Here is a 23,827-nt window from a genome sequence, read left to right as displayed (position 1 = left end):
TATACATGCCCGGGTGAGCAATCTGAATGGCATGCAAGCAGATGTCTGGTTTAGCTTAGGGATCAGAATTTTAATAATCGCTAAGCAATTTATTAAAAAAAAGCCAAGACTCTTCTCCATCAGGCTCTTTTTTCTAAATCGAGCCTAAATATCATATAAAATTTAATAACATATCATATATTTTTAAAAAAATTTAATAATTACTTTTTATTAAATAATTTTTATTTATGTTTGTATCCATATTTAACATTTTTTTAAAAATAACTTAACTTAAACTATAACCTATTTCAGACAGTAGCCTTAACCCGCATTCTTAAATCCACTCAGTACTAATTACCTTTTTGTGCCATTTCAGACTGATATTCTTATCAGAGTTGCAGAAAACATAGTATTTATTAATTAAGAATGTTTAACCCTAAATCGTCAAAGTATCGCTAAAATTCACAAAGAACCTCGCCTCACTATAGAAGCAAAGTATATAGTAGGTAGTACTTATTAGACACTTCTGCATTGCTCCTGTATGACTCCCGTCAGGAAGCCGGTGTTCAATATTTTTCCGTTGGTTTGCCTACTATTAAGTAACAGACACCGGAAAATCAATCAAGAACTTTTAAAGCAATCATTTTTAACCCAAGTCAAATTATATGAGAAATTTTTTACCAAAGCTGGTGCTGATATTATTGATGGGCTTTAGCCTACCGGTATTAGCACAGACTGTTACAGGTAAGGTAACTTCTGGCGGAGAACCCATACCTGGCGTGTCGGTAACCGTAAAAGGTACAAACAACGGAACCATAACTGACCCTGAAGGAAAGTACTCTTTGAGTGTCCCGAATGCAAAAACTACACTCGTTGTTTCGTTCATTGGTTTCGCTACCCAGAATATAGAGGTAAACGGACGCTCAGTCATTGATATTGAATTAGTAGAAGACAGTAAACAATTAAATGAGGTAGTAGTAACTGCCCTCGGTATCAAAAGAGAATCAAAATCAATTGGTTATTCTGCTCAAAAAATTGCTTCTAAAGAGTTAGTACAAGCCGCACCACCTGATATCGCTTCGGGTTTGATGGGTAAATCAGCAGGTTTAAACATCTCTGTGCCTAATGGGGTGCAAGGGGGTTCTCAGAGAATCGTTATAAGAGGCAATAACAGTATCTTAGGCACTAACCAGCCGCTAATCGTAATTGACGGTATTCAAGTACAAAACGACCCTGTAGGTGGTACACAAGGCAAAAGCAGCGATGTAACAAGCCCGAAAGACTGGGGTTCGTTCCTTAATTTTATCAATACAGACGAGGTAGAAGATATTACTGTATTGAAAGGTGCCAACGCAGCTGCTCTTTACGGGGCACGTGGTGCCAATGGTGTAATCATGATTACCAGCAAAAAAGGTGGTAAAAGAGAAGATTTTGGTTTAGACTATAATTTCTCTTCTTTAACGACTACTGCGTATCGTTTCATGGATATGCAAAATGAGTATGGATATGGTGGAGCTTCAGCCCTATGGTCGGCAACTCAACCTTTCCCAACTACTGCTGACGGTCAACTGCGTTATCCTGGTAACTACCCTTGGGATGCTCAGGATGTAAACAACAATTATCGTAGTGGTGGTGCCATTCCGGGTGGTTATTCTTCTTGGGATATTTTCAGTTGGTATGGGCCTGCGTCTTCGTGGGGTCATAAATTAGATGGTACCGAATTAATCTGGTGGGATGGCGTAAAACGTAAATGGGAAGCTCAACCTGATAACAGAAAAGCTTATTTTCAGACTGGTAATACCAACACTCATAACCTCTCTTTCAGTGGTGGTGGTGAGTACGGTACACTACGTGTAGGTTTAACCAGATTAGACAATAAAGCGATTATCCCTAATAGTAACTACGACCAGACTAACGTAAATTTAGGGTCATCTTTAAATATTTCGAAAAAAGTAAAAGCTGAAATTACCGGTAGTTATACAAACTACAATCGTTTGAATACACCTGAATCTGCTAACGATAATGGTTGGGCCAACTTCATGATTCATGGTATGTCGCGCGATTACATTCCATTAGAATTGGATTCGTATAAAAACGCTGACGGAAGCAAAAATATCTTCGATCAGTCTTCTCCATTCAAATATTATCCTTATAACAACAATGCGTTTAAGGATATGTTCTGGAAATTCTACGAAAACAACCAGTACCTCACTCGTAATCAATTATTAGGCTCTATCCGCCTTTCAGCTGATGTGACACCCTGGTTGAACCTGGCAGGACGCGCCTCCATCAACAATGCAACTACTTCAATCGAAAGTAAAAATACCCCAATAGACGTAGCAGGTATTCAAGGACAATATGGCATGGAAAACATCGCTAATCAGGACGTAAACTTTGAGGCTTTCACTACATTACATAAAGATGGTTTGTTTGGCTCTAAATTCAATGGTAGTTTATTAGTTGGTAACTCTGCACTACGCAGCAGAAGCCACGGCGTAAATACCTGGAATGCTGGTAACTTTGACGTACCATTCAAATACTATCTGAATAACAACCTTGATAAAACTAAAATCACTACTGGTGAAACCCGCTATGATTTGAATCTGAACTCATTGTTTGGTATCGCTGATTTATCCTATAATAACTATTTGTTCTTGCAATTGACAGGAAGAAATGACTGGTCTTCTACACTACCAATTGCTACTTCTTCTTATTTCTTCCCATCAGGAAGCTTAAGCTTTGTGTTTACCGAAGCTATTGATGCTTTCAAAAATCAGAACTTCCTGAGCTATGGTAAATTAAAAGTATCATTAGCCGAAAGCGCCAATGGTGCAAGCCCGTATCAGACTCAATACACCTACAATACATCTACCATTACCAATACAATCAATGGTACTGCGGCCACGTCATTCGGTGGTTTGCCTGTGCGTAGCTTACAAACTACTTTACCTCCGGCTGGTTTATTACAACCGCAAAGAAACAAATCATTTGAAATCGGTACCGAGTTAGGCTTCCTTGCTGGTAAATTAAGCATGGAACTGACCTACTACCAGACAAGAGCCACAAGCCAGATTTTAAGTTCTTCTTTAGCAACTTCTTCAGGTGCTACTGCGGTTACTTTCAATACAGGAGAGTTGGCTAACAAAGGCTTTGAGTTTATTGTCAGAGCTACGCCAATCAATACAGGTTCTTTCAGATGGGATTTGGCTTTAAACGGAGCACATAACCAGAATAAGGTTATCTCATTGGCCGAAGGTATAGATCGTTATCCATTGGCTGACCTTTGGGGAACTAACGGGGCATTGATGTACGTAAAAGCTGGTGAAAACTATGGCACCATCTATGGTTATGATTACACTTACCTGAACGGCCAGAAAGTTGTACAGAAAGTAATTGACAAAACCACTGATAAAGTAGTAGGCACACAATATGTAACCACTGCCGATCCTGTAGCTATTGGTAACACAACTCCGAAACTAACAGGTGGTTTGAGCAACACCCTTCGCTACAAAAACTTCAGTTTATATTTATTGACTGATTTCAAATTGGGTGGTGATATTTACTCAGCCGACTACGGTGCTTCTATGGGTCATGGTTTGTCGCCAAGCACTTTGCTTGAAAGAAACGGTGGTGGTTTACCATACACTTATCCTGATGGTAGCACAGCCAACCATGGTGTGATTTTAGAAGGTGTATTTGCCGACGGTACCAAAAATACAGACGTAGTACATTATATGTATAAATATGCAGGTCAGTACATGGGTTGGTCTAACGTGAAAATGCCAAGAAGCAACCTCGTTTTTGAAAACTCGTGGGCTAAATTACGTGAGGTAAATCTTACTTACTCGGTTCCATCGGCTATCGTAAAACGCACCAAAGTACTACAAGGTTTAGACATCTCATTTGTGGGCCGTAACCTGTTCTATTTATTCACAACCTTGCCTGACAGAATGAATCCGGAGGCTGTAAACGGTATTGGCAACGCACAAGGTTTCCAATGGTCACAATATCCGGGTACTCGTGATTTAGGTTTCTCATTAAAAGCAAGGCTATAATCTATTAAACACAGAATCATGAAAAATTTATCAAAAATAGCTATCGTTGCCTTACTTGTTACTTCGGTATCGTGTAAGAAAGATTTTGAAGAAATCAATGCACCCTGGGATAAACCTAATAGTGCTTCTACTCCTGAAATGTTCAATGCAGTAGTGAGTTCACTACCATTAACAGGCGGCGAACAGTCAGTAATGAACGCCTGGATATACCCAATTACCCAGCAGGCGGCTATCACATCGGGTTCTTATCCTTACGATAACGCCAAAGGTGCAGTTTGGGATAACTATTATTATACCCTGGCGAATGTACGTGTTATTGAAGACCGCATTGAAAAAAGCGATAATCCGGCTTCAATGAATAACATCTCTGCAATGCTCAAAACTATCATGGCTTATAAGAGTTTCAAAGCTACCAACTACTTTGGAGCCATGCCTTATAAAGATGCCGGTTATGCTGCATTGGCGGCCGATAAAGGTACAGGTGTGTATAAAGCCAAATACAACACCCAACAGGAAATATATACCGATATTTTAACTAATCTGAAATGGGCCGTTGATAACCTGAAAGCTGATGCCTCACAGGTTTCTTTAGGTAATTATGAAACCCTTTTCAAAGGTGACATTGCAATGTGGACTAAGTTTGCTAACAGTCTTCGTTTGTACATAGCAGCCACTATCTATGACAAAGACAAAACATTAGCAACTACGCATATCACAGAGGCATTGACCAAACCATTATTGACAGATACTGACAATATCGGAATATGGCCTTCAAAACTGAACCTTTCTTTACAATGGCGTGAATGGTCATTCTCAGCTAACTGTTATCTAAGAATGGGTTCTACGATGTGGCATATGATGTCGGCTAATGATAATAAAGACGGCAGTGGTATTTTTGACCCTCGTGCAAAAATCTTCTACGAGCCAAACAATGCCGGAGAATGGGTAGCCTATCCTCAAAACCCGATATCAGGTGTAACCCCAACTGAAGGTGGTTTGCCTTACGACAAAAAACGCTATACAGCCTGGAGTGATAAAGGGGCAAGCAACCTTTACTCACCGGTAAACCTTTATTTCGAGCAGGATTTAACTTCAATCCCTGAGTTAATCCTGACGGCTGCACAGGTACGGTTCATCAAAGCTGAAATCTATAACAGAGGCATGGGTGTAACCGCCAATGCCGCTACTGCTAAAGCTGAATACGAAGCGGGTATCAAAGCATCAGTGGATATGTGGAAAGGTATTGCTGTCAGTTCTTCTGTATGGACAGTAGCGAAACCAACTTCTGCTACAGCAACTGCGGCTGAATTGAATACTTTATTAACCAACCCAATGGTAGCATATTCTGCTGACCCTGCCACTGCATTGAACCAGATCTATGCACAATTGTGGATTGACCAGTTCAGACAACCATTTGATGCCTGGACTTTGAAAAGAAGAACCGGAAACAAAACGCCGATGTCAACTTCAAATACACAGTATTACACGGGCAATTTTGGTAATTACAGCCGTTTCGTATATCCTGATAATGAAATCTCTTATAATGCTGACAACTTTAAATCAGCTTCAGGCGGAACGAATCTGAACTCAACAAAATTGTGGATAGCACAATAATTTCCAGAAAGAAACCATTATATTTGAACATATAATTAAAAATTATTAAGTAGAATTGTTTCATCATAGTTTTTCCGAAAAGGCCCTCTGTTGAGGGCTTTTTTCTTGTTTTCGTCTTTTCCTGAAAAATGTTGATACCCATTGACTTATTATTGCGGTGGTTGTTTTTAATGAGTGCCCTATTGCTTTCTTCAAAAAAAATCCTTAATTTTAATAACCTTAACCCCACATTTAATAGTTATCTGATTAGAAGTAGATTCACCCATACCTCTTTAATAAGATGAAAAAATCGAAAATTGTATTACCATTAATAACCATCTTAGTAATGACCCTATTTTCATCTTGCGCATCAAATGGATATACTGCGCATCAGCATGGGTTCTTTTATGGAGTTATTCATGGACTTGTTTTCCCATTTGCTTTAATAAGTAAATTATTTACCAATGAATACGGTTTGTATGCCGAAAACAACACTGGTTTCTTCTATTGGTTAGGTTTTATCATAGGAATTTTTGGGCTTGGCGGGGGTGGTCGCCGTGCGGCTTCAAGAAGATAATTGATCCCTACTTTCATAGTAAAAGTAATCCTGTACTTTCTGTGCTATTTACTTCAATAGCTCCCTCATACCCTTTGGTAACAATATCATAAGCTAATTCTATCTTAAGCTTGCTCTATTATTTGCGGGTTTAGTATTCACAATCTGACAGTTGGTTTTTCGCAAAAAAAGCCATCAGAAAACTTGATGGCTTTTGGCAATATGTAAATAAACAAGCTTTAATTGAGCACCGGAAATTCTGCTTTTAACTCATCATCTAATTTATCAGCCCAATATTCAAAGTCTGAAATAAAGGTCGACAACTCATTATAATCAATCCCTTTAATATCTCTTTCAAAACTTGCCCAAACTTTAGATGAGTTAGGCGTCAATGCAAATTTAATACCTAACTTAATATCGTTCAGTTCGAGCAAACGACGATAGAAGGCCATCGGATTTGCCAGAGGTATATCCATAATCGGGCAAAAAACGCGTAAAAAATCTCTGCGTGTTCCATTAGCAAAATTTAATTTCTGAATCCACACCTCAATACTGGCAGAGCCGTTTTTCCATTGCCAGTTATTTTTTTCTACATTATACACCTGCTCACGGGTAAGGCCAACCGATTCGGCATAGCAATGAACCATTTCTGTAACACGGTTATAATGTACATCATGAGCATTGGCCGAAATATTCTGAGAGTTATCCATCTCTATAAAAGGTTTTTAGGATTAGTGTTCTGTTTAATAATAGATGATCCGGTAATTTAACGAATTAGTTATTATAAATGTTTAAATTTCTGTGGCAGTTATCTTGTGATATTTTCAGTACCCATTGCTGAGCCTCCGCCCATTGCCCAACGCCCGCGTGCTTTGCCTCCTATTAGGTGGTACTCTACCGTGCCGAAGGCTTGCCCGAAACCATAACCGATAATCAGATAATCGCCTGACATAAAGCCTACCCCATTATACGTTGCCCCTCCCACATTCCATTGTACCTGATACGTATCTCCTGTTTTTTGTAGCATCAATTTACCTTTATATGGTGCACCATTCGGATTTTTACCAACTACATCAAAATTCCCTTCATTGTTTTTAGCAATCACCTCAGTTCCTGTAGAACCGTTCATTTTTCCGGTTGTCCATACACCCTCAAAGGTTTTTCCGGCAGTATTCGCCTTATAAACTACTATTCCATAATCGCCACCGCCAATACCATAGCCAACAAATAGTTTCCCGTCAGCTAAAAGGCCGATACCTCCATAGCTGCCAGCCGAGGTAACCCAGTCTACATCATAAGCTTTGCCTACGGCTTTGATTGTCAGGTTTCCTGTGTAAGATTTACCGTTAGGCAATTTGCCTTCCTCAATTTTCCATGCACCGGTTTGTGCAGCTATTGTTCCTGTCAGCATAAGTATAAATACAATAGAAACTAAAGTTTTCATGGCATTTAATGAGTTTTTGTTTGATATACCTCTCAAAGTTGCAAGGAAAAACTCTGTGCTGAAAGCCGGAATTTGAAGTTGGAGGTTTCAGTTTTGTAAATGGAGGCGATACACCAATAATTGGTATGGTTAAATGCGTACTAAAATGTAGTTTTCATTCTATATTATAATGAATTGATGTAGACATCACATATTTTAATTAATAAATCATCAACCTGTGGTTTGGCTTTGGTACTTTGTCCCAATACTTTCAGGAAAAAATATAGCATTATACCAACTTTCATAAAGTCAAAAGTAGATTGCAAGGCTTCTTCTCGTCCAATCTTTACCAATAATACCATCGGTATCTCTATACTTTAAATCAATCCCACCTATCATTACAGCCATAATAAGCATAAAGACTTTATCTATCAAAGCCAAAATAATTTTCTGAAAGGCAGTACCAATCACTACTCCAGTGGCAAGGTCAAGAATATTGCCCCGCATCAAAAAGGTCTTGATGCGCTTAAAAGTACTCATAAAACTATTTATTCTGTTCTGTTAATTGACGGATAAGATTACCTCCTGCCGGAATCCAGTCTGAAACCTTAGAAATAACTGTAGGAGCTACCTTGGTTACGGCAGGATAAGTAATAGAATCTCTGGTCAGGTTCTTTGGCAATACTATATCAATAGCACTCATCAACCACAGAAACGTACTGATACCAAATACCCATGTAAATACACCAACCATTGCTCCGGCAAAACCATCAATAGTTCCTAAAATCGTAAATCTCAAAGCCCTGCGGAGCATCCACCCCAATTTGTTAATTAAGAAAATAGTAGGAAAAAAGATGATAGAAAAACTCAGATAAGGCAGAAAACGATTCGCCATACTTTCGCCTATCGTAGGTGCCAGTAAGTTCATACCATAGCCTAAAAACTTAAAACCTACTACAATAGCTATAACAAAAGCTACGACGCCGATGATTTCAATAAACAACCCTTTTACATAACCGCGATACGCTCCATATAAAAGAATTATGATAAAAATTAAGTCAAGCACGTTCATGTTTCAAAACAGGATTTTCAGGATTAATACGTAAAACTTCCGGAAATATTTCTTTCCTGATCCTATATTTACTTATATATACTTACAAAGATATATCTTTTATGAGCAATCAGATACAAAAAAGGGTAGTCTTTTCAAAACTACCCCTTCATTAAGCCCCTCGTTCATTACTGATATTTCTCGCCGCCATATTTAGCTATATGTTCTTTTATTTTCGCAATCCGGTTTTCAGGACTTGGATGTGTACTCATAAATTCGTCCTGACGGGCCCCTCCGCTTGCTTCTTCCAGAATCCGCATTACCTCAATCATGGCATTAGGATCATAGCCTGCCTGAATCATATACTTTACTCCAAACTCATCTGATTGTAACTCATCATTACGCCCAAATTTCATTTGCTGGATCTGCGCTACATACTGAGCTATCTGCCCTGCCCCCATACCCGAATAAGGATCGGTAGTGGCAGTGGCTACTGCACCTACCAGGCCTTGATAAAAATCTGATTTTGCCATTTGTTGTGCCGAATGTCTATGCACCACATGCCCTACTTCATGCCCTAATACGCCTGCCAGTTGGGCTTCACTTTTCAGGCGTTTCAACAAACCTACAGTAATAAATATTTGACCTCCTGGTAATGCAAAAGCATTCACGGTTTCATCATCAGCCAACACATGGAAATCAAACTGATAGGGTATCTGTATGCCCTTGGCCTTTGCTTCCTCTTCTAATCGGCTCACTATTTTATACCCAACAGCTTTAGTTTCTTGCTGCACCTCATTGTCCTGATATACTCCGCCGTATTCCTGTGCCATTTGGGGAGCGCTTTGTAAGCCCATTGCTACTTCCTGTTCAGGGGTTAAAGCAATATGCTGGTCTTCTCCGGTAAGCGGATTTACCTGATTTTTGCTATAATAACTTATCGCAGCAATAACTGCCATTATTACTCCGATGATAAGTCTTAGTTTAAAGCCCGATGATCTCATAGATTGAAATATTTATAACGCGTTTCTATGGTGTAAGTACTAAAATTAGAAGCAATTGTTTATTAAAAGTAACAAATTTTCAAAAAAAATACTTAAGCACTCCTTTCAATTGCTGGTATTTAAAAAGATATTTTTTATTCTAATATCGAAAGTGCAGCATCAATATACGTATAATTCTCCGGTTGAAAATGGTGAATAGGTTTTACTACCTTCGTTTCTCCTAAACGAACAATAATGGCATTCTTCTCCTTAATTGCAAATACGTATTGTCCGAATAAGCCATTCATTGATGGAATTGCCATGCCTTTATGATTCACAATCCAGAACTGATAGCCATAATAATCAACCGGTTTACCTCCCTCTGTCGGGTCTTTCAGATAGCTGGCGGGTGTCAAAGCAGCCTTCATGAAAGTTTCCGGCACAATTTGTTCGTTTTTCCATTTGCCATCCGTAAGCATCAACTCACCAAAACGTGCATAATCACGCGCGACCCCATTAAAACAACAAAAGGCCTTCTCATGTTTTTTTTCGCCATCTAATAACCATAAAGCGTCTTTTTCTGCCCCCATCGGTTTCATAAAATACTCTGATGTCAGGGCAGAAATATTTTTGCCGAATGCCTTTTCCAATATCAGGCCTAAAACCTGTGTATCACCACTTCTATACTCCCAGTTAATACCCGGCACTTCCTTTTTCCGCATTAGGTTTACTACATATGCCTCATCATCGGCATAATACATTTTAGCCGAAAGCCCCAGGTAACTCTGATCAGATTCCTTATAGTTACTGCCCGAACTCATGGTCAGCAGATCTTTAATACGAACCTTGCTTAAATCACCTTCTTTGAAATGTGTAACATAGTTGCCTACAGGCTCATCCAGGGATTTTATTTTCCCCTCACCCAGACCAATACCAATCAACATGGAAATAATACTCTTTGCTGCCGAAAAAGACCCACTGATGCTATCTTTGGTGTAGCCATCCCAGTACTGTTCATATAATAATCTACCATTCTGAATTATCAAAAAAGCATGTGTATTATTAGAATCGATCTGTGCCAGGAGCGCATCAGGAATTTGCCGTTTGTTATAGGCAGAATCTATAGGCCAGAATTGCGGCGCATTCCCGTTTTCTACCAAGCGGGTAGGATGTGTTCTGAAATCAAAAATAGAATGCTTCCCCCACGAAAGATAATTACGGATATGCTCGAAAGGTGGCAAAAACAAAAGACCGAACAATAGAAAGGTAATTGCCGTAAGGGCAATAACGAGTTTTTTAAACATCAGGATAATGGTTTGGGTTAAAAAATATTGGTAAAGTTGTGCTGCTATCAGGAGGGAAATTTACACTAAATATTATCAATCAGACAAGGTTTTGATGTGGAAAATTTATTTACCTGTATTTGGGTTGATTATCAGTAATTTAGAAACTATTTAGAAAATTTCTAAAACCAATTATTGCAAACTGGTGTTAAAATAAGTAAGTTTGATTACGTGATCATGAAAACGATTGGCAAAACCTAAAAATATATTAAGTATGACTGACGAGCAATTATTAGCAGAAGAACCTTTACTTATTGAGGATAAAACAAGATTTGTTCTTTTTCCTATCAAGCACAACGACATCTGGCAATTTTATAAAAAACACGAAGCTTCTTTCTGGACTGCAGAAGAAATAGACCTGTCGCCGGATTTGAAAGACTGGGAAGGGCTAAGTGATGGTGAACGCCATTTTATCTCTCATGTATTAGCCTTCTTTGCTGCTTCTGATGGTATCGTTAACGAAAATTTAGCTGTCAATTTTATCTCACGTGTACAATTTGCCGAAGCCAAATGCTTCTATGGTTTCCAGATTATGATGGAAAACATTCACTCAGAAACCTACTCACTTCTGATTGATACCTATATCAAAGACCCTGTTGAGCGTGATAAAATGCTTAATGCGATTGACCATATTCCTTGTGTAAAGAAAAAAGCCGATTGGGCCTTGCGTTGGATTGACAATGGTAATTTCATCGATCGTCTTTTAGCCTTTGCGGTAGTAGAAGGTATCTTTTTCTCGGGTTCATTCTGCTCGATCTTCTGGCTAAAAAAACGTGGTTTGATGCCAGGTCTTACTTTCTCTAACGAATTAATTTCACGCGATGAAGGCCTGCACCGAGATTTTGCCTGTTTACTCTATACGGAATACATCAAGAATAAATACCCGGCAGAAAAAGTATATGATTTGGTAAAAGATGCAGTAGCAATTGAGAAAGAATTCGTAACCGATGCTTTGCCTGTTTCATTAATAGGCATGAACGCCGAATTGATGTGCCAGTATATCGAGTTCGTAGCCGACCACCTGTTAGAATCGTTAGGATTAGAAAAAGTGTATAACGCAACAAATCCTTTCGATTTCATGGATATGATTTCGCTGCAAGGTAAAACCAATTTCTTTGAAAAACGTGTAGGGGAATACCAGAAAGCAGGTGTGATGTCCGGGAAAGAACAAATGTCATTCTCGCTTGACGAAGAGTTTTAAGACAACAATATTTTGTTACAGTAGTTTGGTAAGGATAGGGGCAAAAGATATTTTGTCCCTATTTTGTTTACATAACCTGACCCCATTAACCCATGCCTGACTTACAACACTTTCTTTTATTCGCATTAGCTGCTTTGATGCTTAATCTCACGCCGGGCAACGATATGCTTTTTGTCATTACCCGAAGCCTGAGCTATGGAACTAAAGCAGGAATCTTTGCGGCTTTAGGTATTGGTGTGGGCTGCTTTGTACATATTTTTGCTTCGGTAGTGGGCTTATCGCTCCTTATTCGTCAGTCAGCGTTCCTGTTTAACCTGATTCGCTATGCAGGAGCTGCCTACCTTATTTACATTGGTGTCAAAAGTTTTTTAGAAAAGCCGGCAACCATGCTTATCAATCAGAATCAGGTAAAAAAAATTTCTTCGCTTAAAACGCTTCAGCAAGGATCAATCACTAATGTATTGAATCCAAAGGTTTCACTTTTCTTTTTAGCATTTTTACCGCAGTTTATTGATAACCAGCCTGATAATGTAACTACCCAAATACTGCTTTTGGGGCTTTGGTTCAATATTTCGGGTACGGTAGTGAATGTATTAATTGCACTGCTATTCAGTAAAATAGTTGCCCGCTTAAACAAGTTTCAGCAATTCTGGAAATGGCAGAATAAAATCTCTGGAGGGATATTGGTAGGTTTAGGCTTACACATTGCCTTAAAGAAATAATCTAAAGGTCTGTATAGAGTTTTACTAATTTTTCAGCAATTGGTTTAGCGGCAAATTTCTTCACGTGTTCGGTTCCTTTATTAATTAATCGATTCTGCAAGACTTCGCTGGTAAGCACATGATGCATCTTTTCAGCAATATCATTTACATCCAGGGGGTTCGCATATAATGCCCCTGCTCCCCCGGCTTCTTCAAGGCATGAACCTGTGGCAGCTACTACAGGCACTCCACTATGCAGGGCTTCTATGATGGGAATACCGAAGCCTTCAAATAAAGATGGGTAAACAAATAAAGAACAACCCTGATATAAAGCAGGTAAATCTCCGGCAGGCACACCTGTCACAAAATGTACTCTTTCTTGCATATGTGATTGGTGGACATATTGCTTTAATTTTGACAGATATTCAGACTTCCCCCCTACTAAAACCAAATCATGCTCTTTGGCAGGTAATTGCTGAAACGCTTTGATTAACCTTAACTGGTTTTTTCTTTCAGTAAAAGATGCTACACACAAAATATAAGATTTTTTTAAGCCATATTTTTGCAATACCTGGTTAATGATTGTCTTATCTGCAATTCTCTGGCAAAATGTAGGCTGGCAGCCCTGATAAATAACCTCAATCCTTTCTGATGGTATCTGATAAAAATCTATAATATCCCGCTTTGTCTGTTCACTTACAGCTACAATAGCATCTGCATTTTCACAAGCGTATCTAAACTTACGTTGATATACAAATCTGTCTATGACGGGGTATTGCTCAGGATAACGCAGGAATATCAAATCGTGAATACTTACGACTGATTTTACCCCAGTCTTCTTTAGTCCATAAGGAATCTCATTACTCAATCCATGAAAGATGTGGATTTTATCTTGCTGCAAGTCTTTGGCAATAAACCAGCTTCGCCACAAGGCAGCAGGAAGTTGAGCATAGGCCCTTGGTAATTGCACATGCAACTCACTTGGAAAATCAGCCAGCGAATTATGCCAATTGCCCTTGATTTTGGGGGTGTAGGCAAAGTATTGATGCTCAGGGGAATATTCTAACAGTGCTTCAATGATGAATCTGCTATAATTACCCAAACCCGTATAATTATTAAAAGCCCGCTTTGCATCAAAACCTATTCGCATTGAACTATCTTTTCATTAATTTTGTAAATAATCATTGGGGGTTATCTTTAATATACCCCACATATACACTCAATATTTTTCCCTTCAGGGGCTTTATGGAATATCAAATTTATACATTACCCAATGGTATTCGCATTGCACACCGTCAGGTACCTTATACACAAATAGTGCACTGCGGGCTAATGCTCGACATGGGTAGCCGTGATGAAAAACCCAATCAGGTAGGTTTAGCCCATTTCTGGGAGCACATGGCGTTCAAAGGTACAAAAAAGCGTAAATCTTATCATATAATAAATCGATTAGAATCGGTAGGGGGTGAATTAAATGCCTATACTACGAAAGAAAAAATTTGTTTTTACGCTTCAGTTTTAGATAATCATTTCGAAAAATCAGTAGAATTGCTGGCTGATATTACTTTTCACTCCATTTTTCCTGAAAATCAGATTGAAAAAGAGCGTGGGGTGATTTTAGAAGAAATGTCGATGTATCAGGACTCTCCCGAAGATGCCATACAAGACGATTTCGACGAAATTGTCTTTGCCAATCACCAGTTAGGCGCCAATATCTTAGGAACACAAGATAGCATAAAGTCTTTTACACGTAAGAGCTTACAACATTTTATCAACGAAAATATGGATACCGACAAGATTGTTTTTGCCATTGTCGGAAATATCCCTTTCAAAAAAGCAGTTCATATTGCTGAAAAATACCTGAAAGATGTACCTCAGCGTAAAACTCATCTGAAACGCATACCTCCACAAAGCTATCTTCCACAAAGAGTCAATATCACTAAAAGCATTACTCAGGCACATTGTGCCATTGGTCGCCCGTCTTATGCTTTGACAGACGAACGTCGTTTGCCATTCTTCATGCTGGTAAATCTTTTCGGAGGGCCAGGTATGAACTCTCGTCTGAACATGACCCTGCGTGAAAAATACGGTCTGGTATATAGTATTGATGCCAATTACTCACCATTTATTGATACAGGCTTCATTGGTATTTACTTTGCTACTGACAAGACAAACCTTGACAAAGCCAATGCACTTATCTTAAAAGAAATGCAGTTGCTGAAAGACAAACCATTGGGTAAGCTACAATTGCATACAGCCAAAGAGCAGTTGATGGGGCAACTGGCGATGGCCGAAGAGAGTAACCAAAGCTATATGCTGATGATGGCCAAAAGTATTTTGGATCTCGGACGGGTAGAATCATTAGAAAATATCTTTACAGAAATACGAAAAATTGAAGCTGACGACCTGCAAACCATCACACAGCAAATGTTCGATGAGAATCAGTTAAGCTATCTGACTTTCTTGCCTGAATAAAAACAAATCAAGAAAGAATTATACTTTTTAAAGCATTTACGGCAGGCTGAATCAGCCTTTCACTGACTTTTTTTACATTTGATTTTCTTGAAACTCTTGGCGCAATGAAGAATATCTATTTTACTGCCGGTCCAGCCGAATTATATCCCAAATTTGAGGAATTTCTTAAACAAGCTGTTGATGAGCAAATAGGCTCCATCTCGCACAGAAGCGGCCAATTCAGAAAAATCTATCAGCATTGTGTCGAGAATCTTCGCATTTTGATGCGTATTCCTGAAACATCAGGTATTTTCTTCACAGGTTCAGCCTCGGAGGTATGGGAACGTATTCTGCTAAATATGGTAGAGCACGAGAGTTTCCATTTGGTGAATGGCTCGTTCTCTGAAAAATTCTACAAATATGCCGGAAGCCTCAACAAATTTGCCCATAAACAGGAGAAACCTATCGGCGAGGGTTTTAGCTATGCAGAAATAGAAGTACCCGAATACGCCGAGTTGATTTGTACCACCCAGAACGAAACCAGTACAGGCGTACAAATGCGTGAGGCTGATATTCATAAACTGAAACGCAGCAACCAGAAAAGATTTGTAGCGGTAGATATGGTATCATCTGCCCCAATCCCGGAATTGGATTTAGATCTGATAGATACAGCCTTCTTTTCAGTTCAAAAAGCCTTTGGTTTACCGGCAGGCTTAGGGGTATGGATCGCCAATGAGAAGTGTTTAGATAAAGCTAAAAAATTAGCTAAGCAAGAAGGTATGCATATAGGAGCTCATCATACTTTGCCAACACTCTGGAAAAACTTCGAAACCTTTGAAACCCCTGCTACACCCAATGTTTTAGGCATTTATCTATTAGGCAAAGTAGCTGAAGATATGAATAAGACAGGGATTGATACCATCAGAAAAGAAACTGACGAGAAGGCGAAGAAAATCTACAAATACTTAGAGACCAGCAGTCTTTGCAGTATTGCCGTGGCAAATCCGGAGCACCGTTCAAGAACGGTGATTGTGGCGAATACTACTAAACCATCAAAAGTGATTATTGATGCGCTAAAAGAAAAAAATATGATTCTGGGCAGCGGATATGGCCCAAACAAAGATTCCCAGATCCGTATCTCAAACTTCCCATCAAATACACCGGAGCAAGTAGATAATTTGTTAAAGGAGTTGAAGAAATTGGAGTAAAATTTTGTCTTGAACTATGATTTAGCTGATTGATAGATGTATCAATGCAATCCTTTAATCAGCTAAATCATAGTTCAGATTCATTTCTTCATCCCCTTTGGATACATTATCGTCAGCAATACCACAATCAATAAAAAGTTAAATTCCACTCCATTTCTGCCCCCTCCTACTACAAACCAGCCTTCTTTCATGTGTATCATAATGATGCCTGCGATTAGTATGATGATGGTAACTATGCAGGCCCATTTAACGTATTTCTCAAATATCAGACAGAACGCCGCAGCCACATGAGAAAGTTTAATAGCCCATGCTAATGGTACGCCATAAGGAGCAAAGCCTACTTCATTCAAATAATGTTTCCCAAAATCATTTACGCCATTATTAAACATCCCCGGAATACTATGCATAATTAGAATAATAGTTACTGCGACTCGCAGTAAAAAAGTATTGTTGATTTTCATTTGTAGATGGTTTAGGTCAGGAATACACTTGATTAATCAAATATAAAAAAAAGTGAATAAACTTCGGTACTACCGTAATAATATTAAGTCAGCCAAAGTCTTACGCTAATCCTTATATTCTTCCATTAATCAAATTAGGCTTGCTTAATAGTATCTGTAAAATATATATTTCTTATCTAAACTCTTAAAACCTTAACAAACACTTATGAAAAAAATCATTCTTCTTTCACTTCTTGGAGTATCTCTTGTTTATTCGCCACTCTTTGCACAAAAGGACAGTTTTCTGAAAGATTACTACGAACGTTGGGAACAATCCGGCAAATACATGATTACAGTAGCCGAAGCCATGCCTGAAAGTGAGTACAATTTCAAACCCACACCCGACGAGATGAGCTTTGCTCAGCAACTAATGCACATTGCCGCAGTACTTGACTGGCACGCTTTCGCCAAAGTTGACGGACAGGAAACTCAACTCCGCTATGATGATTACAAAGCAGATGGCCTAAGCAAACAGCAGATTATTGATGTTTTGAAGCGTGAATTTGAACGGAGCAATACCCTGCTTAAAAGCTATAACCCAAACCGTCTGGATGAAACAGCCAAGTATGGAACCATGATGCGAACCAGAAGGCAATTCCTGATGCTGATGTCAGACCATGTAACGCATCATCGGGCACAGATACTGGTTTATCTACGTTTAAAAGGTATCGTTCCGCCTAAGTATTGGGAGTTTCAGTAAATTTTATTTAGTGTACCGCTCACACCCTACCCAAAACCTCCTTCGCCACCCTCTTCAATACCTCCGCCGAGGTTTTAGAAGTGACCTTATTCACCTTTAACCGGATCATTTTATTGCCTTTGCGGGCTATGATTAAATAGAAGTTCCGGCCATCAGAATGATAAAAAGCTTCGTCGCCAAATTGTGTCAGTGGTTCAATACCCTGTGACCTTTTGTTGGATGTCCAGAAACCTTCATAGGTCTTTTTAGCTGCGGTTTCACTTTTATAGTCTTCATAGATATAATATACATTGCCCGTTTTATTGGTAGACACATCTAAAGCATTGGCCAGATAAGTACTTTTATATTCATGCACCCCGGTTTTCAATGAGTCGGAATTTTCTATGATATGCCCGGGTTCACCCAGAATCTGTTGCGCTTCCTGTGCGGTCAGTACATAAGGCTTTGCATCGGTAGAATTATCACCAATAACAATTTCATTTAAAAGTATATCTGTGTTCAAACGACACGATAGAAGCAATAAGAGGCATAAGAGCGTTTTCATAGATTTATTTTTTATTGAGTACCTGATTATTAATTAAGGTGGTAATGCTCCGTTTATAAGCGTCACCAATCGGTAAAGTATATTTCCCGATTTTCAGTTGATTCCCTTCAATGGCATCAATTTTATCGGTATTGACTATATAAGAGTGATGCACTCGCATAAACCGGTTGACAGGCAATTCGTTTCCTAAATCTTTCAGGCTTAGCAAGGTCATTATCTTATCGGTCGGCATCATAAAAATCACATAATTGCCTTTGCTTTCAATGTAGTCAATCTCCTTCAATACTATCTTCACCACCTTGTTCCTGACACCTGTTTTCACAAACAAAGATTCTTTTTCTGTCGGTTGTGTTTGAGGGACTTCTACGGGTACGACTTCATTCTCTGTCTTATTTTTGAGCACTTTCTGTATAGCTTTCAGAAATCTGTCGAATAACACGGGTTTAAGCAGGTAGTCTACCACATCAAACTCATAGCCATCTAAGGCATGTTCCCGATAAGCGGTAGTCAGAATCACTTTTGTACGCCCGTTCAATAGTCTCAGAAACTGCATCCCATTTAATTCCGGCATCTGAATATCCAGAAAAATCAAGTCTATCGTATTCTGTTGCAGGTATTGAAATGCTTCAATGGGGTCGGTAGTAGCCATTTGTATCTCCAATAGCGGTACTTTCGAGATATGCATCTGCAAAACCTCAATGGCGTGTCGCTCGTCGTCAACTATCATACATTGTATCATGCAACTTTCCAGATTTTTAAATGGATTGTATAAGTATATTCACCATCGGCTATGAATAAGGAATGGTTGTTGGGATACAATAATTGTAATCGGCTCTGCACATTTGCCAACCCGATTCCACTCGAAGGGTCTTTCAAACCCGTAGCTTTCAGGTTTTCTACCATGAAATCAATTTCGATTTCTCTCACTTTCAACTGAATTTTAAGTGGATGCGCAGGGTCATTCATTTTACCGTGCTTAAAGGCATTCTCTACAAACGTAATTAATAATAGTGGGGCAATCCGATGGTTTTCGATATTGCCCACTACCTCAAACAGTATGTTTAGTTTATTGTCGAAACGTAATTGGTTAATGTCAACAAAGTTTCTCAGGTGGGCTACCTCTTTTTCAAGGGGCACTACCCCATTCTCCTCGGCCTCTTCCAACGAATAACGCATCATGTCTGATAACTTCCCCACCAATGCTGCCACCTCTGCCGACAAAGGCAAGGTTTTAGCATATAGCAGGCTCAGGGTATTATACAGGAAGTGTGGATTAATCTGATTTTTCAGGATAGTGAGCCGTGCCTCAGATACATCTTTCTCTAATTGCTGCGAATACTTCTCCTGCTGATAGTTTTTCACCGCGAACCAGTATCCAAAAGCAATGCCCACAAATAGAATATTATACCGGAACTGATTCCAGAATGTGATAGAATCATAATACGTCTTCAGACCCAACCACGAACTAATCTCTTCCCTGATTAATACTGTCAGTGTACAAACTATCAATATCCATAAAACCATCGGCAGGTATTTTGCTCTGGCTAAATAGCGTGGAAAAATAAACTCAGTATTGGCATAAAATACGATGATTAGCGGAATAATAGTCGCTATATTCTTATAGACAAAATCTTCATCAATTTCATCGGCACCCAGTCCAATCACCAGAATATAGATTATCCAGCCAATAATATGATATAGGATATTTTTAGTACTATATGCCATGTAACAAATTAACGAAGTAAAGGCAAGCTAATCATATTTTTTATATCAATGACCATCAGGAAAGGATAATCAGTCTTTGAAGATGGGTAAATGGGTTTGTAACGCTATAAAGGGCGTTTACATAACTTTGGCTGGGGGGTATCAAATAAGTTTTTGAAGGAAAAGATATAGAAGAATCTTTAGTAAAACAACCCCGTTAACTATGAAAAAGCTATTTCTCTTTCTCCTTTCCACCTTCTTCCTTTCTGCATTGACAAATGCCCAAACCAAGAGCATTAGCGGTACTATTAAAGATACCCAAAACGAATGGGTAATAGGGGCAACTGTAAAACTGATGCAGGATTCTATCTTGGTACGAGGAGAGATAAGTGACGGCACTGGTAAATTTCAGTTTAATAATCTGACCAACGGCACTTATACCTTATTGATTACAGGTATTTCTTACAAAAACTACAAGAGTACAAACCTGACCCTTGATGAGGCGCATAGCCAACTGGTTCTGCCTGTTATTATTTTATTACCAGCTAAAAATACTGAATTGAAGGAGGTAATAATAAGAGCCAAAAAACCATTAATAGAGCAGGATATTGATAAAACGATTGTGAATGTGGAGTCGATGGTGGGGAGTGCCAATAGTAATACCGTTGAGGTGCTTGAAAAAACACCAGGAATAAGCATTAATGAAAACGGAGATATTAACCTGAATGGCAAAAGCAATGTATTAGTACTGATTGATGGCAGATCTACCTATATGTCGGCTCAGGATTTAATAAATTATCTGAAATCTTTGCCCGGGGCTATGTTGGATAAATTGGAATTGATGGATACCCCCCCTGCCAGATTTGATGCAGCCGGAGGAGCGGTAATTAATATCAAATTGAAGAAAAACAAAACGCTTGGATTAACCGGAACAACCGTATTGGGTGTGAGCAAGGGGGTTACATTCAGAACCAATGAGTTTTTAAGTCTTAATTATAACCGGGGTAAAGTTAATTGGTTTGCCAATGGTGGATATGGCAGGGGAGCAAATTATTATAATCAATACAATGACCGTCGGTATTTTAATGAGGGTGGTGGGTTGATTTCAAATGTATTACTTACCAATAGAAACAAATTTGCCAATAATGCCCGCTATATAAGATTTGGTTTTGATTATACTATCGGTAAAAATACGACCATAGGTATGTTGTTTAATTTCATGCGTATCCCCCGCACAGAGCATAATACTTTTGAAAGCCAGACCTTCAGTCAGATAGCTGTTCTGGATTCTATCAGTAGTGGGTATTCTGATATTGCCTATGATTGGAAGAACAGAAACATTAACCTCAATTTTCTGCATAAATTCAAAAAATCAGAACTCTCGGCTGATGCAAATTATGTCAATTATAAGGGAGTTGGTAGCCAGCATTTTAGCAATTTTATGGCAATATCTCGGGAAGCCCCAACGCCAACCCACCAGTTTATGTATCGATTTCTCTCAGCCGTAAGTATTTATACTTTCAAAGCTGATTATAGCCATCCTCTTAAAAACAAAGCCTTGTTTGAGGCAGGCATAAAAACGAGTTTCGTCAATAACGACAATGATTCCCGCTATTTTAATGATTGGAATGATATGGGTGTGCCTGATTATGGAAAATCCAATCATTTTATTTATAAAGAAAACATCAATGCGGCTTATGTAAATACCAGAAAAAACTGGAAAAGGTTAGGAGCACAATTAGGGTTAAGACTTGAAAATACACAATTGAAGGGGAATTTAGTAAGTAATGAAGTCTTTACAGGGTTTAGATTTACTCAGAATTTTACAGATATCTTCCCAACAGCTTTTATGAATTACAAACTGGATAGTTTGGGAAATAATACTATTGGCATCAGTTATTCCAGAAGAATCAGCCGACCTAATTATAATCAATTTAACCCCTTCCGTACGTTCCTTGATAATTACTCTTTTTCTACAGGGAATCCGGCACTACGTCCCTATTATCAGGATAGAGTAGAAACCTTTTTACAGTACAAACAATTGCTGAATCTACGCGTCGGCTATGGGCAATCAAATGGAATTATTATGACTGTTACCGAGGCCATTGATAATATCATTGTTTCGCGCCCCACCAATATTTCCAGCGAAAAGGCATTTTCAGCAAGTGTCAACCTCACGTTTAATATTAGCAAATGGTGGAGAACCAATTATAATTTCCAATATATGTATCATGTATATGATGGTATTATCAATAATGAAATACTGGCTATCCGTAATCCGAAATTCAGATTTAATCTGGTCAATCAGTTTACCTTAAGTAAAAACTGGAGTGCTGATTTTACTTTTCTTTATTACAGCAGAGAGTTTAGCGAACAGATGTTTGTACAACCACGCTTTATGGCTTTTGGTGGTATTCAGAAGAAAATCCTGCATAACAAAGGCAGTATCAAGCTATCATTTGAAGATATTTTTTATACATGGAAACGGAAAGGCAATACTGTGAATGTATATCAATTCCAGATTTATCGTACCAGCGAATTTGATAGTCGCAGAATAGGTTTGTCTTTCAATTATAATTTTGGTAATGAGAAGTTTTTAAGAAAAAGGAAGAATAATGAAACCGGTGCTGAGCAGGAGAGTGGAAGGATTTAATAAGGAAGTTGTTTAGGATTATTTCTTTCATTTAAAAATGTGTTATTTTGGTTACGCCAAATCAAATAATTTTATATTTTTGAATACAATACAATCTCAACACCCACTTTTATGGTAAATAATGCAGCAAAAAACATTGACGAATATATCGGTAGCTTCCCGGAAGATATTCAGCAAATTTTAGAGAAAGTCAGAGCACTTATTCAAACTTGTGCACCCGAGGCCAAAGAAGATATTAAATATGCGATGCCAACCTTTGTTTTGAATGGTAATCTGGTGCACTTTGCGGCTTTTAAAAACCATATCGGCTTCTATCCTGCCCCAACCGGAACTGAGGCATTTAAAGAAGACCTGGCTCCATATAAAACAGGCAAGGGCTCTATTCAGTTTCAACTGGACGAACCTATTCCTTACGACCTCATAAAAAAGATTACGTTGTTCCGAGCAGAAGAAAATCTCAAAAAAGCCAAATCTAAATCGGCAAAGAAAAAAGCTGAAGCTTAACTTATTGATTGAGATACGGATTCGTGCGGCGTTCCAGCCCAATGGTAGTGGGTTCGTTATGCCCCGGATAGACCTTGTAATCGTCGCTCAAAGTCATGAATTTGGTCTGAATACTATTCATGAGGTCGGTATAGCTGCAAAGTGGGAAATCATAGCGACCAATGCTACCTCTGAAAAGTACATCTCCACCGATAATAAATTTCTGTGCGTGATTGACAAAAGCTATATGTCCGGGTGCATGACCGGGTACAAAAATAATTTCTAATGCAGAATTACCGAATTTAATAACCTCTCCTTCATCAATAAAACCATCAGCTTCTACAGGCTCGTAGCCTTGTATGCCCCATACTCTACAACGGCTTTCTACATCGCTTAGCACAGGCAATTCTTTTTTGTGCATAAGCATTTTTACTCCAAATTTACGTTTCACATAAGCACTACCGAAAACATGGTCGAGGTGGGTATGTGTTTGTAGCAGATGCTTAACCGTCAGTTGGTTATCAGCAATAAAATCAGCTAATTCTTCTTTTTCATATTGCGCCAGGCAACCCGGGTCTATAATTACTGCTTCTTTGGTTTCATCCCATAGCACATAGGTGTTTTCTAAAAAAGGAGAAAATGTAAAATAATAGATATGTATCATTCGGGTATTTATCAGAAATTGTGGGGTAAAGG

General features: G+C 38.7%; 22 protein-coding genes. 10 read left to right on the top strand and 12 right to left on the bottom strand.

Annotated elements, in window-relative coordinates; translation table 11 throughout:
• Nucleotides 1–644 precede the first annotated feature (644 nt).
• The 3 genes from H1R81_RS08465 (at nt 645) to H1R81_RS08455 (ending at nt 6,204) form a co-directional block, all read left to right on the top strand.
• Complete coding sequence (locus H1R81_RS08465) at nt 645–4,034, top strand: SusC/RagA family TonB-linked outer membrane protein (protein WP_220275193.1); 3,390 nt, start codon at nt 645–647, stop codon at nt 4,032–4,034.
• An 18-nt stretch (nt 4,035–4,052) separates the two neighbouring features.
• A complete protein-coding gene (locus H1R81_RS08460; protein WP_181840271.1) occupies nt 4,053–5,648 on the top strand; it encodes a SusD/RagB family nutrient-binding outer membrane lipoprotein in 1,596 nt (531 codons plus the stop codon).
• Between the two features lie 280 nt (nt 5,649–5,928).
• Nucleotides 5,929–6,204 carry a hypothetical protein gene (locus H1R81_RS08455; protein WP_181840270.1) on the top strand — a complete coding sequence of 92 codons (276 nt, stop codon included), beginning with the start codon at nt 5,929–5,931 and terminating at the stop codon, nt 6,202–6,204.
• Between the two features lie 218 nt (nt 6,205–6,422).
• On the opposite strand, the gene H1R81_RS08450 is transcribed toward H1R81_RS08455, so the two are convergent.
• From H1R81_RS08450 to H1R81_RS08425, 6 genes are all read right to left on the bottom strand, one after another.
• Nucleotides 6,423–6,893 carry a YbjN domain-containing protein gene (locus H1R81_RS08450; protein ID WP_181840269.1) on the bottom strand — a complete coding sequence of 157 codons (471 nt, stop codon included), beginning with the start codon at nt 6,891–6,893 and terminating at the stop codon, nt 6,423–6,425.
• A 98-nt stretch (nt 6,894–6,991) separates the two neighbouring features.
• Nucleotides 6,992–7,627, bottom strand: coding sequence for a hypothetical protein (locus H1R81_RS08445; protein WP_181840268.1), 636 nt, complete (start codon nt 7,625–7,627; stop codon nt 6,992–6,994).
• 288 nt (nt 7,628–7,915) lie between these two features.
• Nucleotides 7,916–8,146: an MscL family protein gene (locus H1R81_RS08440; RefSeq protein WP_181840267.1), complete on the bottom strand. Its 231-nt coding sequence runs from the start codon at nt 8,144–8,146 to the stop codon at nt 7,916–7,918.
• Nucleotides 8,147–8,150: 4 nt separating this feature from the next.
• Nucleotides 8,151–8,678 (bottom strand): CvpA family protein, encoded by a 528-nt coding sequence (locus tag H1R81_RS08435; protein ID WP_181840266.1) that lies wholly within the window; start codon nt 8,676–8,678, stop codon nt 8,151–8,153.
• A gap of 167 nt (nt 8,679–8,845) precedes the next feature.
• The gene (locus H1R81_RS08430) at nt 8,846–9,661 is read right to left on the bottom strand and encodes a M48 family metalloprotease (RefSeq protein WP_181840265.1); all 816 of its coding nucleotides are present in this window, start codon (nt 9,659–9,661) and stop codon (nt 8,846–8,848) included.
• A gap of 134 nt (nt 9,662–9,795) precedes the next feature.
• Nucleotides 9,796–10,944 (bottom strand): serine hydrolase, encoded by a 1,149-nt coding sequence (locus H1R81_RS08425; protein ID WP_181840264.1) that lies wholly within the window; start codon nt 10,942–10,944, stop codon nt 9,796–9,798.
• Nucleotides 10,945–11,197: 253 nt separating this feature from the next.
• Between H1R81_RS08425 and H1R81_RS08420 the strand changes: the two genes are divergently transcribed.
• Nucleotides 11,198–12,184, top strand: a complete 987-nt coding sequence (locus H1R81_RS08420; protein WP_181840263.1) for a ribonucleotide-diphosphate reductase subunit beta — start codon at nt 11,198–11,200, stop codon at nt 12,182–12,184.
• A gap of 92 nt (nt 12,185–12,276) precedes the next feature.
• Nucleotides 12,277–12,906 (top strand): LysE family translocator, encoded by a 630-nt coding sequence (locus H1R81_RS08415; protein WP_181840262.1) that lies wholly within the window; start codon nt 12,277–12,279, stop codon nt 12,904–12,906.
• 1 nt (nt 12,907) lies between these two features.
• Here the strand turns inward: H1R81_RS08415 and H1R81_RS08410 are convergent, their stop codons facing one another.
• Entirely contained in the window at nt 12,908–14,035 is a 1,128-nt protein-coding gene (locus tag H1R81_RS08410) for a glycosyltransferase family 1 protein (protein ID WP_181840261.1), read from the bottom strand.
• Between the two features lie 95 nt (nt 14,036–14,130).
• Here H1R81_RS08410 and H1R81_RS08405 point away from each other — a divergent pair, with 95 nt between their 5' ends.
• Together H1R81_RS08405 and H1R81_RS08400 are read left to right on the top strand one after the other, a co-directional pair.
• On the top strand, nt 14,131–15,360 hold the full coding sequence (locus tag H1R81_RS08405; protein ID WP_181840260.1) for a pitrilysin family protein: 1,230 nt from the start codon (nt 14,131–14,133) through the stop codon (nt 15,358–15,360).
• 104 nt (nt 15,361–15,464) lie between these two features.
• A complete protein-coding gene (locus H1R81_RS08400; protein WP_181840259.1) occupies nt 15,465–16,547 on the top strand; it encodes an aminotransferase class V-fold PLP-dependent enzyme in 1,083 nt (360 codons plus the stop codon).
• An 80-nt stretch (nt 16,548–16,627) separates the two neighbouring features.
• Here the strand turns inward: H1R81_RS08400 and H1R81_RS08395 are convergent, their stop codons facing one another.
• Nucleotides 16,628–17,008 carry a DoxX family protein gene (locus tag H1R81_RS08395; protein WP_220275192.1) on the bottom strand — a complete coding sequence of 127 codons (381 nt, stop codon included), beginning with the start codon at nt 17,006–17,008 and terminating at the stop codon, nt 16,628–16,630.
• 205 nt (nt 17,009–17,213) lie between these two features.
• Between H1R81_RS08395 and H1R81_RS08390 the strand changes: the two genes are divergently transcribed.
• On the top strand, nt 17,214–17,747 hold the full coding sequence (locus H1R81_RS08390) for a DinB family protein (protein ID WP_181840258.1): 534 nt from the start codon (nt 17,214–17,216) through the stop codon (nt 17,745–17,747).
• A 19-nt stretch (nt 17,748–17,766) separates the two neighbouring features.
• Here the strand turns inward: H1R81_RS08390 and H1R81_RS08385 are convergent, their stop codons facing one another.
• Genes H1R81_RS08385 through H1R81_RS08375 form a run of 3 tightly spaced genes read right to left on the bottom strand, consistent with a single transcriptional unit; the run spans nt 17,767 to nt 20,016 of the window.
• Nucleotides 17,767–18,291 carry a hypothetical protein gene (locus H1R81_RS08385; protein ID WP_181840257.1) on the bottom strand — a complete coding sequence of 175 codons (525 nt, stop codon included), beginning with the start codon at nt 18,289–18,291 and terminating at the stop codon, nt 17,767–17,769.
• 4 nt (nt 18,292–18,295) lie between these two features.
• The gene (locus H1R81_RS08380) at nt 18,296–19,030 is read right to left on the bottom strand and encodes a LytTR family DNA-binding domain-containing protein (protein ID WP_220275191.1); all 735 of its coding nucleotides are present in this window, start codon (nt 19,028–19,030) and stop codon (nt 18,296–18,298) included.
• Nucleotides 19,027–20,016 (bottom strand): sensor histidine kinase, encoded by a 990-nt coding sequence (locus H1R81_RS08375; protein WP_181840256.1) that lies wholly within the window; start codon nt 20,014–20,016, stop codon nt 19,027–19,029. The genes H1R81_RS08380 and H1R81_RS08375 overlap by 4 nt, the downstream gene beginning before the upstream one ends.
• A 202-nt stretch (nt 20,017–20,218) precedes the next feature.
• Between H1R81_RS08375 and H1R81_RS08370 the strand changes: the two genes are divergently transcribed.
• Together H1R81_RS08370 and H1R81_RS08365 are read left to right on the top strand one after the other, a co-directional pair.
• Entirely contained in the window at nt 20,219–22,648 is a 2,430-nt protein-coding gene (locus H1R81_RS08370; RefSeq protein WP_181840255.1) for an outer membrane beta-barrel protein, read from the top strand.
• A gap of 111 nt (nt 22,649–22,759) precedes the next feature.
• On the top strand, nt 22,760–23,152 hold the full coding sequence (locus H1R81_RS08365) for an iron chaperone (protein ID WP_181840254.1): 393 nt from the start codon (nt 22,760–22,762) through the stop codon (nt 23,150–23,152).
• A gap of 1 nt (nt 23,153) precedes the next feature.
• Here H1R81_RS08365 and H1R81_RS08360 read toward each other — a convergent pair whose 3' ends face one another.
• Entirely contained in the window at nt 23,154–23,795 is a 642-nt protein-coding gene (locus H1R81_RS08360) for an MBL fold metallo-hydrolase (protein ID WP_181840253.1), read from the bottom strand.
• Nucleotides 23,796–23,827 lie beyond the last annotated feature (32 nt).

The sequence above is a fragment of the Emticicia sp. BO119 genome, assembly GCF_013912375.1.
Classification (GTDB): Bacteria; Bacteroidota; Bacteroidia; order Cytophagales; family Spirosomataceae; genus Emticicia.
This window is presented reverse-complemented; position numbering and strand designations above follow the sequence as displayed.